The organism is Kitasatospora sp. NPDC059146 (assembly GCF_042786665.1).
GTDB lineage: Bacteria > Actinomycetota > Actinomycetes > Streptomycetales > Streptomycetaceae > Kitasatospora.
In genome coordinates this window covers 13,825-27,983 of sequence record NZ_JBHZCY010000013.1, presented here as the reverse complement: position 1 = coordinate 27,983, position 14,159 = coordinate 13,825, and the positions used below count along the sequence as shown (strand labels likewise).

The window sequence follows — 14,159 nt, the reverse complement described above, 5'->3', positions numbered from 1 at the left end:
TCCCGTTCCCGGCCGCGCGGCCGGACCGTCCCGGGCCCGTACGCGCGAAGTCCCGGGCGGTGCCCGTCGCGGTCCCGGGCCCGTGGCCGCCCCGGTCCCACCCCGGTCCCGCCCCCTGTCCCACCGGCCCCGCACGCCCCCCGTACGGCCCCCAGCAGGCGGCCGCCGGACAGCCCACCGAACCCCCCGCAGCGACGCCCGGGACCGGTGTACCGGACCGGCGTACGGTGGAACCCGGAGGCCGTGGAATGCACGTCACCGGAACCCCCTTCACCGACCGCGCAGAGGCCGGCCGCCGCCTGGCCGGCCGGCTCGGCCACCTCGCCGGCCCCGGCACCGTGGTGGTCGCCCTGCCCCGGGGCGGCGTACCGGTGGCGGCCGAGGTGGCGGCGGCGCTCGGTGCGCCGCTGGACATCTGCGTGATCCGCAAGCTGGGCGTGCCGTACCAGCCCGAGCTGGGCATGGGGGCGATCGGCGAGGACGGCATCCGGGTGCTGAACGAGCAGGTCATCCGGCTCGCCGGGGTGGGTGACGGGCAGCTGGCGCAGGTGGAGTGGCGCGAGCGCGCCGAGTTGGAGCGCCGGGCGCTGCGCTACCGGGGCGACCGCCCGGCGGCGGACCTGCGCGGGCGCACGGTGGTCGTGGTGGACGACGGCGTCGCCACCGGCTCGACCGCCCGGGCCGCCTGCCGGATCGTCCGGGCGCGCGGGGCGGCGCGGGTGGTGCTGGCCGTCCCGGTGGCGCCGCAGGACTGGACGGAGCGGCTGTCCGAGGTCGCCGACGAGCTGGTCTGCGTCGACACGCCGTCGCCGTTCTTCGCGATCGGCGAGTTCTACGCCGACTTCACGCAGACCGGCGACGAGGAGGTGCTGCGGCTGCTGGCCGAGGCCCGACGCGGACCGCCCGGCGGCGAACCGCACGACCGCCAACCGCCCGACGGCGAGCCACCCGACGGGAACGGCATCGACCGCGAGCTGCCGCTGGCCGTAGCCGGGGTCCGGCTGACCGGCCGGCTGACCGTGCCGGCCGGGGCCCGCGCGGCAGTGGTCTTCGCGCACGGCAGCGGCAGCGGCCGGCGCAGTCCGCGCAACCGGCACGTCGCCCGGCACCTGAACCGCCGCGGGCTGGGCACCCTGCTGTTCGACCTGCTCACCGAGGCCGAGGAGCCGGACCGGCGCAAGGTGTTCGACGTCGCCCTGCTCGGTTCGCGGCTGACCGCCGTGGCCGAGGAGCTGGGGCGCACCGAGGGGGCTCGTGGGCTGCCGCTGGGGCTGTTCGGCGCCAGCACCGGCGCGGCCGCCGCGCTGTACACGGCCGCCGAACTGGGCCCCGCGGTAGGTGCCGTGGTCTCCCGGGGCGGGCGGCCGGACCTCGCCGGGCCGGACGTGCTGGCCCGGGTGGACGCGCCGACGCTGCTCGTGGTCGGCGCGCTCGACACCGCCGTGCTGGACCTCAACCGGCGGGCCCTGGCCCGGCTGGGCGGCGTGGGCGAGCTGGTGGTGGTGCCGCGCGCGAGCCATCTGTTCGAGGAGCCCGGCACCCTCGACCAGGCCGCTGAGCTGGCCGGGGACTGGTTCCTGCGCCACCTCCCGCCCGCCGACGGGCCCGGCCCCGTGGACCGGTAGGTGCGGCTGCACAGAATTCGGGCGGCGACCGCCCGGAGGCAGCGCATTTTGCGCAGCCGAAGCCGGGATTTCCTGGCCAGCTTGTACACATTGAGCAGTGAAAAACCGACCTGTTGCCCAACCCCCACGACAGGAGCAAGCTCTCCGCAACCGCACCGCCCACCCGTCGCCGTGCGGCCGCGATCCACGCGATCCGACCCGGCGGGCCGCAAGGCCCCCGAACACCCCCGGAAGCCTCAACGCCGAGGCCCTGACTGGAGGAACGAGCGATGACCCCGCAGTCCCACGCCCTTGAGCTGACCCCCGAGGAGCGCGAGGCCGGCCTCGACGCCGACCAGCTGCGCCGCCTCGTCGGCCTCGTCGAGCACGACCAGGCCTCCGACCCGTTCCCGGTCACCGCCCAGGACGCGGTCGTCTTCGTGGTCGGCAACGCCACCCAGACGGCCCAGTTCTACCAGGTCGTGTTCGGCATGGAGCTGGTCGCCTACTCCGGCCCGGAGACCGGCCGCCGCGACCGCAAGGCCTACGTGCTGCGCTCCGGCTCCTGCCGCTTCGTGATCAAGGGCGGCGTCCAGCCGGACAGCGCGCTGCTGGACCACCACCGCCGGCACGGCGACGGCGTGGTCGACCTCGCCCTGGAGGTCCCGGACGTCGACAAGTGCATCGAGCACGCCCGGGCCAGCGGCGCCACCGTCCTGGAGGAGCCGAACGACGTCTCGGACGAGAACGGCACCGTGCGCCGCGCGGCCATCGCCACCTACGGCGAGACCCGCCACACCCTGATCGACCGCTCCCGCTACCAGGGCCCGTACCTGCCGGGCTACGTCGTGGCGAAGAGCAGCGTCACCCGCCCGGAGGGCACCCCCAAGCGCCTGTTCCAGGCCCTCGACCACGCCGTCGGCAACGTCGAGCTGGGCCGGATGGACGAGTGGGTCCAGTTCTACAACCGGGTCATGGGCTTCGTGAACATGGCCGAGTTCGTCGGCGACGACATCGCCACCGAGTACTCCGCCCTGATGTCCAAGGTCGTCGCCAGCGGCAACCACCGGGTGAAGTTCCCGCTCAACGAGCCGGCCATCGCCAAGAAGAAGTCCCAGATCGACGAGTACCTGGAGTTCTACACCGGCCCCGGCTGCCAGCACATGGCACTCGCCACCAACGACATCCTCACCACCGTCGACGTGCTGCGCTCGCGCGGCGTCGAGTTCCTCAACACCCCGGACGCCTACTACGACGACCCGGAACTGCGGGAGCGCATCGGCAAGGTGCGGGTGCCGATCGAGGAGTTGAAGAAGCGCGGCATCCTGGTCGACCGCGACGAGGACGGCTACCTGCTGCAGATCTTCACCAAGCCGATCGGCGACCGTCCGACCGTCTTCTACGAGTTCATCGAGCGGCACGGTTCGCTGGGCTTCGGCAAGGGCAACTTCAAGGCGCTGTTCGAGTCCATCGAGCGCGAGCAGGACCGTCGCGGCAACCTGTGAGCGTCGGCCTACCCTGATTGACGGCGGCCCTGACGGACGTTCGAGGCGTCGAGGAGGAGCACGGAGATGGCGTACTACCGGCAGCTGGGCAGCATCCCGCCCAAGCGGCACACCCAGCACCGCACACCCGAAGGCGGGCTGTACTACGAGGAGTTGATGGGCGAGGAGGGCTTCTCCTCCGACTCCTCGCTGCTCTACCACCGGGGCATCCCCTCGGCGGTGGTCGACGCGGTGCCGTGGGAGCTGCCCGACCAGTCCACGGTGCCCAACCATCCCCTGCTCCCCCGCCACCTCAAGCTGCACGAGCTGTTCGCGGACCAGGAGTGGAAGTCCGCGGACGTCGTCGGCAGCCGCCGGCTCGTCCTCGGCAACGGCGACGTGCGGATCTCGTACGTCGCCGCCGGGGCCCCGAGCGAGCTGTACCGCAACGGGCTCGGCGACGAGTGCGTGTACGTGGAGTCCGGCGCGGGCACGGTCGAGACGGTCTTCGGCTCGATCGAGGTCGGCCAGGGCGACTACGTGATCATCCCGCGCGCCACCACCCACCGCTGGGTGCCGACCGGGGACGAACCGCTGCGCGCCTACTGCATCGAGGCCAACAGCCACATCACCCCGGTCAAGCGCTACCTCTCCAAGTACGGGCAGCTGCTGGAGCACGCGCCGTACTGCGAGCGGGACTTCCGCGGGCCGGTCGGGCCGCTGGTGGTCGACGCCGACGGCGACGTCGACGTGCTGGTCAAGCACCGCGGCCCGAACGGGGTCGCGGGCACCCGCTACACCGTGCCGCACCACCCCTTCGACGTGGTCGGCTGGGACGGCTGCCTGTACCCGTACGCCTTCAACATCCGGGACTTCGAGCCGATCACCGGGCGGATCCACCAGCCGCCGCCGGCCCACCAGGTGTTCGAGGGCAACAACTTCGTGATCTGCAACTTCGTTCCCCGCAAGGTGGACTACCACCCGCTGTCGATCCCGGTGCCCTACTACCACGCCAACGTGGACAGCGACGAGGTGATGTTCTACTGCGGCGGCGACTACGCGGCCCGCAAGGGCTCCGGCATCGCCCAGGGCTCGATCTCGCTGCACCCGGGCGGGCACACCCACGGGCCGCAGCCGGGCGCCTACGAGCGCAGCATCGGCGCGGAGTTCTTCGACGAACTGGCCGTCATGGTGGACACCTTCCGCCCGCTGGAGCTCGGCGAGGGCGGGCGGGCGAGCGAGGACGCCAACTACGCCTGGACCTGGGCGGGTCGGGGGCCCGCGCGATGAGCGCCGACGGCTCGCCGGCACAGGCTTCGCCGGTCCCGGAGCTGTTCCGCGGCCTCTTCGACGACGCGGCGGTGTTCCCCCCGGGGAACCTGCCGGTCGTCGAGGCGGTGCCCGCGCACCGCGTCCACCGCACGGCCTGGTACGCCGACGCGGTCGGCCCGTTCCTGTGCGGGGCGGGCCGGTTGGGCGAACTGGCCGCGGCGGTGGCGGGCACCGGGCCGCTCAGGGTCGGGCTCGTGCTGCCGGGGGGCAGCGCCGAGCTCGGGCCGGCGCTCACCGCCGCCGCACCGTTCGAGCTCGCGGGCGTCGAACTCGCCACCCGGGACGTGCGGGAGGCCGTGGCCGAACTGGACCGGCTGCTGCCGCCGGACGTGCCGGCCGCCGTCGAGCTGCCGCGCGAACTCCTGCGCGGGGACGGCCTGGACGAGACCCTGGACGCCCTGGTCGACAGCGCCTACCGGGCGAAGTTCCGCACCGGCGGGGTCGTCGCGGCGGCCTTCCCGGACGAGGACGAACTGGCCGCCTTCCTCACCGGCTGCGCGCAGCGCGGCCTGCCGTACAAGTGCACGGCCGGACTGCACAACGCCGTCCGGCACACCGACCCGGTGACCGGCTTCGAGCACCACGGCTTCCTCAACGTGCTGCTGGCCGCCCAGGAGACCGACCGCGCGGCAGCCGCCGCGGTCCTGGCCGAACGCGACGGCGAGGTACTGGCCAAGGCCGTCCACGCCCTCACCGGGCACCAGGTTACGGTGATCCGCAACTCGTTCACCGCGTTCGGCACCTGCAGCGTCGCCGAACCCCTGGACGACCTGGCCGCGCTCGGCCTGCTGTCGCCCAGTCCACTCCTCCAGGAGGACCGTTGAGCACCCCCCGCAGCTGGCTGGCCAGCGCCCAGGACTCGCCGTTCGGCGTGCACAACCTGCCGTACGGCGTCTTCACCGCGGCCGACCGGCCCGGGCGGCGCCGGATCGGCGTGCGCGTCGGGGACTTCGTGCTGGACGCCGGGGCCGCGGCCCGAGCGGCCGGGGCGCCGTCCGTCCTGCTGGACGCGGACTCGCTCAACCCGCTGATGGCGGGCGGTCGTTCGGTGTGGACGCAGGTGCGCGCCGACCTCACCACCTGGCTCACCGACGAGACGTTCCGGGAGGCGCTGTCGCCGGCGCTGCTGCCGGCCGACGAGGTCGAACTGCACCTGCCGTTCGAGGTCGCGGACTACGTCGACTTCTACGCCTCCGAGCACCACGCCACCAACCTGGGCCGGATCTTCCGCCCGGGCTCGGAGCCGCTCACGCCCAACTGGAAGCACCTGCCCATCGGTTACCACGGGCGGGCGGGCACGGTCGTGGTCTCCGGCACGCCGGTGGTGCGCCCGCACGGGCAGCGCAAGGCGCCCGCCGACGCCGCGCCGAGCTTCGGGCCGACCCGGCGGCTGGACATCGAGGCCGAGGTCGGCTTCGTCGTCGGCACGCCGTCCGAGCTGGGCCGACCGGTCGTGCTGGACGACTTCCGCGAGCACGTCTTCGGCGTCTGCCTGCTCAACGACTGGTCGGCGCGCGACATCCAGGCCTGGGAGTACGTGCCGCTCGGCCCCTTCCTGGGCAAGTCCTTCGCGACCTCGATCTCGCCGTGGATCGTGCCGCTGGACGCCCTCCAGCACGCCCGGGTCACGCCGCCGGAGCGCGACGTCGAGCCGCTGGCGTACCTGGACGACCGCGGCGGCGAGCCGTGGGGCCTGGACCTGGCCATGGAGGTCCGGCTGAACGGGCACCTGGTGTCGCGGCCGCCGTTCGCCTCCATGTACTGGACGGCGCAGCAGCAGCTGACCCACATGACCGTCAACGGCGCCTCGCTGCGCACCGGCGACCTGTTCGCCTCGGGGACGGTCAGCGGGCCGGAGCGGGACACCCGCGGCGCGCTGATCGAGCTGACCTGGAACGGCGAGGAGCCGCTCAAGCTGCCGGACGGCACCACCCGGACCTTCCTGGAGGACGGCGACGAGGTCGTCATCACGGCGACGGCCCCGGGGCCGGACGGCGTGCCGGTCGGCTTCGGCGAGGTCTCTGGGCGGGTGCGGGGCTGACGGCTCGGCGGCTCGGCGGCTGACAGATGACAGATGACAGATGACAAGTAACAGATAACAGACGACGGACAACAGCTGACAGATTTCATCATCTGAAATCTGTCAGCTGTTCGTTGTTCGCCCGCCCCACCCCCGCCCCGCCTGTGCCCGCCCCCGCCTACAGCCCGGCGCCGCCCGTGGCGTCGACGACCCGCCCGGTGACCCAACGCGCATCGTCCGAGGCCAGGAAGGCGACGATGTCCGCGATGTCCTCCGGCTGCCCGACCCGGCCGAGCGCGGCGAGCGAGGCCGCGTGCGCCTCCGCCTGCGGGTTGCCGCGCAGCCAGCCCGCGTTGACGTCGGTGTCCACCACGCCGGGCGCGACCGAGTTCGCCGTGATCCCGCGCGGGCCCAGCTGCTTGGCCAGGTTGAGCGTGAAGGTGTCGAGCGCGCCCTTGGTCGCGCCGTAGGCGATGATCTCCGGCATCGCCAGCCGGGCGGCCCCGCTGGAGACGTTGATGATCCGGCCGCCGTCCCGCATCCGCTCCAGCCCGTGCCGCACCACGAAGAACGGCGCCCGGACGTTCACCGCGAACACCTCGTCGAAACCCTCCTCGGTCAGTGTCGCGAGGTCCGAACTACGCCCGATCCCGGCGTTGTTGACGATGATGTCGACCCCGCCGCCGGGCGCGTGCGCCCCGACCTCCGCGTCGAAGGCCGCCCAGAGCGCGGCCGCGTCCCCGTGCCGCCCCAGTTCGGCGCGCAGCGCGAAGGCCCGCCCGCCGTCGGCCCGGATCCCGTCGACCACCTCCCGTGCCGCCGCGTCGTCCCGGGCGTAGCCGACCGCGACGACGGCACCGTCCCGTCCGAGCCGACGGGCGATCGCCCGGCCGATCCCCCTGCTGCCGCCGGTGACCAGCGCCACCTTGCCCCCGAGTCCGTACGCACCCATGACCGAGCCCTCCTGCTGCGTCCACACTTCTTGAGCGATCGCTCAAAAAGGAACCTAGCACACACTTCTTGAGCGACTGCTCTAAAATTCGATCCATGACCGAGGCAGCGACACCCGACAGCGCACCGGCGGCCGGCCCGGCCCCCCGCCCCCGACGCGGACGGCCACCCGCCTTCGACCGGGACGAGGCCCTGTCCGCCGCGACCCGGCTGTTCTGGGAACGCGGCTACGAGGCCACCTCCGTCACCGACCTGACCACCGCCATGGGCATCCGCCCCGGCAGCCTCTACGCCGCCTTCGGCGACAAGCGCTCGCTCTTCGAGGAGGTCGTCCGCCGGTACGGGCACTCCCCGGTCGGCGCGTTCGTCGGCGTCGCGCTGGCCGAGGAGACCGGCGCCCGGGCCGCCTTCGCCCGGATCCTGCGCGAGGCCGCCGCGATCTACCCGGACCCGTCCCACCCCGCCGGCTGCCTGGTGATCAGCGCCGCCACCAACGTCACCCCGCAGGACGCCGGGGTCCAGGCCCTCCTGCGCGACCTGCGCAACCGGAACCGGCAGGTCTTCGAGGACCGGCTGCTCGCCGCCCGGCAGGACGGCGAACTGCCGCCCGGGACCGACCCGAAGGCGCTGGCCGGGTATCTCGCCACGGTCATCCAGGGGATGTCCCAGCAGGCCCGCGACGGCGCCACCGCCGAGGAGCTCGGCCGAGTCGCCGAACTCGCCCTGCGCGCCTGGCCGTAGCCACCACCTGCCGCGGCCGCCCGCCACGAGCGCCCGCCACGACCTCGGCCACAACCGTCACCCCGGCCGCCCCTGCCGCCCCACCCGGGGGGCCGCAGGCCCGGGCGGCCTCGTGATCACAACGGCCCCACCGCCCCGGTACGGTGGACCGCGGCAGGCCAGATCACCGAGGGGACGGGAGCGGTTCCGATGAGCGCAGGGGCGGCAGAGACGGCAGCGGTCCAGGAGGTCCAGGCCGTCCTGGACGGCGACGGCGGCCTCGGGCGGATCGTGCTCAACCGTCCGCGGGCCCTCAACTCCCTGACCCACGGCATGATCACCGCCATCCGGGCGACGCTGGACGACTGGGCCGCCGACGACCGGGTGCGCGCCGTCGTCCTGACCGGCGCCGGCGAGCGCGGCCTGTGCGCGGGGGCGGACCTGCGCGCGATGCACGCCGACGTCACGGCCGGCGGGGCCGGCACCCGCGCCTTCTTCCGCGACGAGTACCGGGTGAACGCGCTGATCGCCCGCTACCCGAAGCCCTTCGTCGCGGTCATGGACGGCATCACCATGGGCGGCGGCATCGGCCTGTCCGCCCACGCCGTGGTGCGGATCGTCACCGAGCGCTCCGTGATCGCGATGCCCGAGACCCGGATCGGGCTCACCCCGGACGTCGGCGGCAGCCTCCTGCTCGCCCGTGCCCCGGGCGAGTTCGGCACCCACCTCGGGCTCACCTCGGCCTCGATCGGCCCCGCCGACGCGCTGCTGTGCGGTTTCGCGGACCACTTCGTCCCGTCCTCCCGCCTGCCCGAGCTGCTCGACGCCCTCGCCGGTGGCGCCGATCCGGCCGCGACCGTCGCCGCCCACGCCGAGCCCGCGCCGACCGCCGGAACCACCGGAGCCGGCGAAGCCACCGGGACCACTGGGACCACCGGCCCCGCCGGATTGGCCGCTCAGCAGGAGTGGATCGACGCCTGCTACGCGGCCGACACCGTCGAGGAGATCGTCCGGCTCCTGCTCGACTCCGGCGTGCCGGAGGCGAAGGAGGCCGCCGAGCTGCTGCTCGGAAACTCCCCCACCGCCGTCAAGGTCACCCTGGCCGCACTGCGCCGCGCCCGTACGCTGCCCTCGCTGGAGGCCGCGCTCGACCAGGAGTACCGCATCTCCTGCGCCGCGCTCGACCGGCCGGACCTCGCCGAGGGCATCCGCGCCCAGGTGATCGACAAGGACCGCGATCCGCAGTGGTCGCCGCGCACGCTCGCCGAGGTGACGGAGGCCGAGGTCGCGAGCTTCTTCGCCCCGCGCGAGGGCGACGAGTTGGGCCTCGCCTGACCCGCCCGCCCCTCACCGGAACACCCACCCCGCCGGAAAGCCCACCCCGCCGGAACACCTTCCCCGCCGGAACACCTGCTCCCCGGAACGCCTGGAGAACGCCATGACCCATCCGCTGCCGACGCGGGCGGCCACGCCGACGCCGGACGGGGGCGCCGACCCGCTGTCCCGGGTCCCGCTCGGCGAGCAGGTGCGCGGGCTGCTGCTGGAGGGCCTGCTCGGCGGTCGCTGGCAGCCCGGTGACCGGATCGTCGAACGGCGCCTGGCCGCCGAGTTGAACGTCAGCCAGGCGCCGGTGCGCGAGGCGCTGCGCTCGCTGCAGACCCTCGGGCTGCTCGACGCGGAGCCCAATCGGGGCGTCCGGGTGCGCGAGATCGGCCCGGCGGAACTGCGCGAGGTCTACCTGGTACGGGCGGCACTGGAACGCCCGGCCGCCGAGGCCGCGGTCGTCCGGCTGGCCGGTGACACCACCGCACTGGAGGGGCACGCCGAACGGATGGCGAGCGCCGCGGCGGCCGGTGACACCCTCGGGCAGGCCCGGCACGGGGTGGCCTTCCACCGCGAGATCGTCGCCGCCTCGGGCAACGGGACGCTGCTGCGGACCTGGGAGGGCCTGGGCGTGGAGGTCTGGACGGTGCTGTCGCTGCACCGGGTCCGGCCCGAGCTGCACGAGAACGCCGCCGACCACCTCCCGCTGATCGAGGCCTTCCGGCGGCAGGACCCGGAGGTCGGGCGGCTGCTCGCGGAGCACGTCCTGGAGTACGCCGACCGCTCCCACTGAGCACCGGCTTCGACGCCCCCGCTCGGCGTCTCCCCACCCTCCCATTGTTCGCACAGGGATGATCGATCATCGAGCAGACTACTCACCGGTAGCGGTTGACGCACCGCCCCGCCACTCCCTACCGTCCACAGTGAGTTCCATTAGGAGAAACACTATTCCGCATCACGGAATAAGTGCCCTGAGGCAACCGGTAAAGGGGAACCACCCGTGTCCCAGCTCGACCAGCTTCACGACCAGGACCCCGAGGAGCTCGCGGAGTGGCGCGACTCGCTCGACGCCGCCCGCGACTTCGGCGGGCCCCACCGCGCCGCCCACCTGCTGCGCCGCCTCGTCGAACACGCCCAACTGCGCCGCCTCGACATCCCCCCGCTCCTGGACACCCCGTACGTCAACACCATCCCCACCGCCGCCGAACCCGAGTTCCCCGGCGACGAGGAGATGGAGCGGCGGATCACCGCCTGGAACCGCTGGAACGCCGCCGCCATGGTGACCAGGGGCAACCACCGCGGCGGCCTCGGCGGGCACATGGCCACCTACGCCTCGGCCGCCTGGCTGTACGAGGTCGGCTTCCAGCACTTCTTCCGGGGCAAGGAGGCCGACGGCTCCGGCGACCAGCTGTACGTCCAGGGCCACGCCGCCCCGGGCGTGTACGCCCGCGCCTTCCTGGAGGGCCGGCTCACGGAGGCCCAGCTGGACCGCTTCCGCCAGGAGACCGGCGGCGACGGACTGCCCTCCTACCCGCACCCGCGCCGACTGCCCTGGTTCTGGGAGTTCCCCACCGTCTCGATGGGGCTCGGACCGCTCTCCGCGATCCACCAGGCCCGTTTCAACCGGTACTTGACCGCGCGCGGGATCAAGGACACCTCCGGCTCGCACGTGTGGGCCTTCCTCGGCGACGGCGAGATGGACGAGCCGGAGTCCACCGCCGCCCTCGCCCTGGCGGCACGCGAGGGCCTGGACAACCTCACCTTCGTGGTCAACTGCAACCTCCAGCGCCTGGACGGTCCGGTCCGCGGCAACGGGAAGATCGTGCAGGAGCTGGAGCGCCAGTTCCGCGCGGCCGGGTGGAACGTGGTCAAGTCGCTGTGGGGCGAGGCCTGGGACGAGCTGCTGGCCCGCGACACCGGCGGCGCCCTGGTCCGCCGGCTGGGCGAGGTACCGGACGGGCAGTTCCAGACCTACGCCGCCTCCGACGCCCGCTACATCCGCGCGCACCTCTTCCACGCCGACCCCCGACTGCGCGCCCTCGCCGACTCCTTGGAGGACCGACGGCTCGCCGAGATCGTCGCCACCTCCCGCGGCGGCCACGAGCCCCGCAAGGTGTACGCCGCCTACCGGGCCGCCCTGGAGCACCGGGGCGCCCCCACCGTGGTGCTGGTGCAGACCGTCAAGGGCTGGACCCTCGGCCCCGGCTTCGAGGCCCGCAACGCCAACCACCAGATGAAGAAGCTCTCCGGGGCGCAGTTCCGCGCCATGCGCGACCTGCTCGAACTCCCCATCCCCGACAGCGCCCTGGACGCCGAGCTGGTCCCGTACGCGCACCCGGGCCCGGACTCGCCCGAGGTCCGCTACCTGCGTGAACGGCGCGCCGCGCTCGGGGGCCCCGCCCCGGCCCGCCGGGTGCGCTTCACCCCGCTGCCCGAACTGCCCGCCAAGCCCTTCGAGACACTGTTCAAGGGCTCCGGCACGCAGGAGATCGCCACCACCATGGCCTTCGTCCGGCTGGTCAAGGACCTCGTCCGGGACAGGGCCACCGGCCACCGCTGGGTGCCGATCGTCCCGGACGAGGCGCGCACCTTCGGCATGGAGTCGCTTTTCCCGACCGCCGGGATCTACTCCCCGCTCGGCCAGACCTACGACCCCGTCGACCGCGACCAACTCCTCCACTACAAGGAGTCGGTGAGCGGCCAGATCCTCAACGAGGGCATCACCGAGGCCGGTTCGATGGCCTCGCTGACCGCCGCCGCGACCTCGTACGCCACCCACGGCGAGCCGGTCGTGCCGTTCTACATCTTCTACTCGATGTTCGGCTGGCAGCGCACCGCCGACCAGATGTGGGCGCTGGCGGACCAGTTGGGCCGCGGCTTCCTGATCGGCGCCACCGCCGGGCGCACCACCATGACCGGCGAAGGCCTGCAACACGCCGACGGCCACTCCCCGTTGATCGCCTCCACCAACCCGGCCGCACTCTCCTACGACCCGGCCTTCGGCTACGAGGTCGCCGTGATCGTCCGCGAGGGACTGCGCCGGATGTACGGCCGTAGCGAGCAACACCCGGACGGCGAGGACGTGTTCTACTACCTGACCGTCTACAACGAGCCACTGCCCCAGCCCGCGCTCCCGGACGGCCCGGCGGCCGCGAACGGAGTGGCCGGGGAGGGAGTGGTCGACGGCATCCTGCGCGGGCTCTACCGGTACCGCGCGGCCGACGCCGACCACCTGCCCACCGACGCACCGACGCTCCAACTCCTCGCCTCCGGCACCGCCGTGCACTGGGCACTCGCCGCACAGCGGCTGCTCGGCGAGGAGTGGGGCGTGGCGGCCGACGTCTGGTCCGCACCGTCCTGGACCGAGCTGCGCCGGGAGGCGCTCGACTGCGACGCCGCCAACCTGGCCCGGGCCGCGGCCGGCACCGGCGCGGCGGACCGCGTCCCGTACGTCACCCGGGCGCTGGCCGGGGCACCCGGCCCGGTGCTGGCGGTCAGCGACTGGATGCGCGCGGTGCCGGACCAGATCCGCCCCTGGGTCGAGCAGGACTGGACCTCCCTGGGCACCGACGGCTTCGGCCTCTCGGACAGCCGGGCGGCCACCCGGCGGCACTTCGGGGTGGACGCCGAGTCGGTCACGGTCGCCGCGCTGGCCGCACTGGCCCGCCGGGGCGAGGTCAAGGCCGAGACCGTACGGCAGGCCGCGGAACGGTACGGCGTCCGGTTCTGAACCCCCCGCCGCGCTGGTGACCGGCGTCTCGCATGCCGGGACTGGCGCGCGACGGGGCGCGTCGTAGATCGTTGGGTGGTCAGGGCGCGCCCCTAGGGCGGCGAGCAGTGGAATGGCCGAGCAGCGGATGGGAAGTGCGGCGATGACCGAGAGCGGGACCGAGACCTACGAGACGATCCTGGTCGAGCGCAAGGGCCGGGTCGGGCTGATCACGCTCAACCGGCCGAAGGCGCTGAACGCGCTGAACACCCAGCTGATGAACGAGGTCGTGGCGGCGGCCACCGCGTTCGACCGGGACCCGGAGATCGGCTGTCTGGTGATCACCGGCTCGGAGAAGGCCTTCGCGGCCGGCGCCGACATCAAGGAGATGCAGGGCAACCGGTTCCCGGACGTCTACCTCGACGACTGGCTGGGCCCGTGGGACCGCTTCGGCGCGCTGCGCAAGCCCGTGGTCGCGGCGGTCGCCGGGTTCGCGCTGGGCGGCGGCTGCGAGCTGGCGATGATGTGCGACATCCTGCTGGCCGCGGACACCGCGAAGTTCGGGCAGCCGGAGATCAAGCTCGGCGTCCTCCCGGGCATCGGCGGCTCGCAGCGCCTCACCCGCGCCATCGGCAAGGCCAAGGCGATGGACCTGTGCCTCACCGGCCGGATGATGGGCGCCGAGGAGGCCGAGCGGGCCGGCCTGGTCGCCCGGATCGTCCCGGCCGACCAGTTGCTCACCGAGGCGCTGGCCACCGCCGAGACCGTCGCGGCGATGTCCAGCCCGGCCGCGGTCATGCTCAAGGAGAGCGTCAACCGCTCCTTCGAGACGACGCTCGCCGAGGGCGTCCGCTTCGAACGCCGGCTGTTCCACTCGGTGTTCGCCACGGCGGACCAGAAGGAGGGCATGGCCGCCTTCGCCGAGAAGCGGGCGCCGAAGTTCGAGAACCGCTGACGGCCGACAGGCGGTCGACGACCGACCACGGGTGACCGGTGACCGGTGGCGGGTGGCGGCG

The 14,159-nt window shown here is 73.4% G+C and carries 11 protein-coding genes; 10 read left to right on the top strand and 1 reads right to left on the bottom strand.

Annotated elements, in window-relative coordinates:
* Nucleotides 1-248 precede the first annotated feature (248 nt).
* The 5 genes from ACFXPX_RS08265 to fahA all read left to right on the top strand — a co-directional run bounded on the left by ACFXPX_RS08265 (nucleotide 249) and on the right by fahA (nucleotide 6,461).
* On the top strand, nucleotides 249-1,625 hold the full coding sequence (locus ACFXPX_RS08265; RefSeq protein WP_380640125.1) for a phosphoribosyltransferase family protein: 1,377 nt from the start codon (nucleotides 249-251) through the stop codon (nucleotides 1,623-1,625).
* Nucleotides 1,626-1,894: 269 nt separating this feature from the next.
* Complete coding sequence (hppD, locus tag ACFXPX_RS08260) at nucleotides 1,895-3,109, top strand: 4-hydroxyphenylpyruvate dioxygenase (RefSeq protein WP_375890714.1); 1,215 nt, start codon at nucleotides 1,895-1,897, stop codon at nucleotides 3,107-3,109.
* A 66-nt stretch (nucleotides 3,110-3,175) separates the two neighbouring features.
* Nucleotides 3,176-4,378 (top strand): homogentisate 1,2-dioxygenase, encoded by a 1,203-nt coding sequence (locus ACFXPX_RS08255; RefSeq protein WP_380520880.1) that lies wholly within the window; start codon nucleotides 3,176-3,178, stop codon nucleotides 4,376-4,378.
* Nucleotides 4,375-5,244, top strand: coding sequence for a hypothetical protein (locus ACFXPX_RS08250; RefSeq protein ID WP_380640123.1), 870 nt, complete (start codon nucleotides 4,375-4,377; stop codon nucleotides 5,242-5,244). Before ACFXPX_RS08255 ends, ACFXPX_RS08250 begins: the two co-directional genes overlap by 4 nt.
* Nucleotides 5,241-6,461, top strand: coding sequence for a fumarylacetoacetase (fahA, locus tag ACFXPX_RS08245; protein WP_380640121.1), 1,221 nt, complete (start codon nucleotides 5,241-5,243; stop codon nucleotides 6,459-6,461). The genes ACFXPX_RS08250 and fahA overlap by 4 nt, the downstream gene beginning before the upstream one ends.
* Nucleotides 6,462-6,618: 157 nt before the next feature.
* Here the strand turns inward: fahA and ACFXPX_RS08240 are convergent, their stop codons facing one another.
* Nucleotides 6,619-7,392 (bottom strand): SDR family oxidoreductase, encoded by a 774-nt coding sequence (locus ACFXPX_RS08240; RefSeq protein WP_380640119.1) that lies wholly within the window; start codon nucleotides 7,390-7,392, stop codon nucleotides 6,619-6,621.
* A 95-nt stretch (nucleotides 7,393-7,487) separates the two neighbouring features.
* On the opposite strand from ACFXPX_RS08240, the gene ACFXPX_RS08235 reads away from it, so the two are divergent.
* The 5 genes from ACFXPX_RS08235 (at nucleotide 7,488) to ACFXPX_RS08215 (ending at nucleotide 14,098) form a co-directional block, all read left to right on the top strand.
* Nucleotides 7,488-8,132, top strand: coding sequence for a TetR/AcrR family transcriptional regulator (locus ACFXPX_RS08235; protein WP_380640117.1), 645 nt, complete (start codon nucleotides 7,488-7,490; stop codon nucleotides 8,130-8,132).
* Nucleotides 8,133-8,321: 189 nt separating this feature from the next.
* Nucleotides 8,322-9,446, top strand: a complete 1,125-nt coding sequence (locus tag ACFXPX_RS08230) for an enoyl-CoA hydratase/isomerase family protein (protein WP_380640115.1) — start codon at nucleotides 8,322-8,324, stop codon at nucleotides 9,444-9,446.
* Between the two features lie 103 nt (nucleotides 9,447-9,549).
* Nucleotides 9,550-10,227 (top strand): GntR family transcriptional regulator, encoded by a 678-nt coding sequence (locus ACFXPX_RS08225; RefSeq protein WP_380640113.1) that lies wholly within the window; start codon nucleotides 9,550-9,552, stop codon nucleotides 10,225-10,227.
* Between the two features lie 207 nt (nucleotides 10,228-10,434).
* On the top strand, nucleotides 10,435-13,164 hold the full coding sequence (gene aceE, locus ACFXPX_RS08220) for a pyruvate dehydrogenase (acetyl-transferring), homodimeric type (protein ID WP_380640111.1): 2,730 nt from the start codon (nucleotides 10,435-10,437) through the stop codon (nucleotides 13,162-13,164).
* A 142-nt stretch (nucleotides 13,165-13,306) separates the two neighbouring features.
* Nucleotides 13,307-14,098 carry an enoyl-CoA hydratase gene (locus ACFXPX_RS08215; protein ID WP_380640109.1) on the top strand — a complete coding sequence of 264 codons (792 nt, stop codon included), beginning with the start codon at nucleotides 13,307-13,309 and terminating at the stop codon, nucleotides 14,096-14,098.
* Nucleotides 14,099-14,159 lie beyond the last annotated feature (61 nt).

Coding starts and splice junctions, on each gene's coding strand:
- ACFXPX_RS08265 (WP_380640125.1), top strand. CDS start 249: ATGCACGTCACCGGAACCCCCTTCACCGACCGCGCAGAGGCCGGCCGC.
- hppD (WP_375890714.1), top strand. CDS start 1,895: ATGACCCCGCAGTCCCACGCCCTTGAGCTGACCCCCGAGGAGCGCGAG.
- ACFXPX_RS08255 (WP_380520880.1), top strand. CDS start 3,176: ATGGCGTACTACCGGCAGCTGGGCAGCATCCCGCCCAAGCGGCACACC.
- ACFXPX_RS08250 (WP_380640123.1), top strand. CDS start 4,375: ATGAGCGCCGACGGCTCGCCGGCACAGGCTTCGCCGGTCCCGGAGCTG.
- ACFXPX_RS08240 (WP_380640119.1), bottom strand. CDS start 7,392: ATGGGTGCGTACGGACTCGGGGGCAAGGTGGCGCTGGTCACCGGCGGC.
- ACFXPX_RS08235 (WP_380640117.1), top strand. CDS start 7,488: ATGACCGAGGCAGCGACACCCGACAGCGCACCGGCGGCCGGCCCGGCC.
- ACFXPX_RS08230 (WP_380640115.1), top strand. CDS start 8,322: ATGAGCGCAGGGGCGGCAGAGACGGCAGCGGTCCAGGAGGTCCAGGCC.
- ACFXPX_RS08225 (WP_380640113.1), top strand. CDS start 9,550: ATGACCCATCCGCTGCCGACGCGGGCGGCCACGCCGACGCCGGACGGG.
- ACFXPX_RS08215 (WP_380640109.1), top strand. CDS start 13,307: ATGACCGAGAGCGGGACCGAGACCTACGAGACGATCCTGGTCGAGCGC.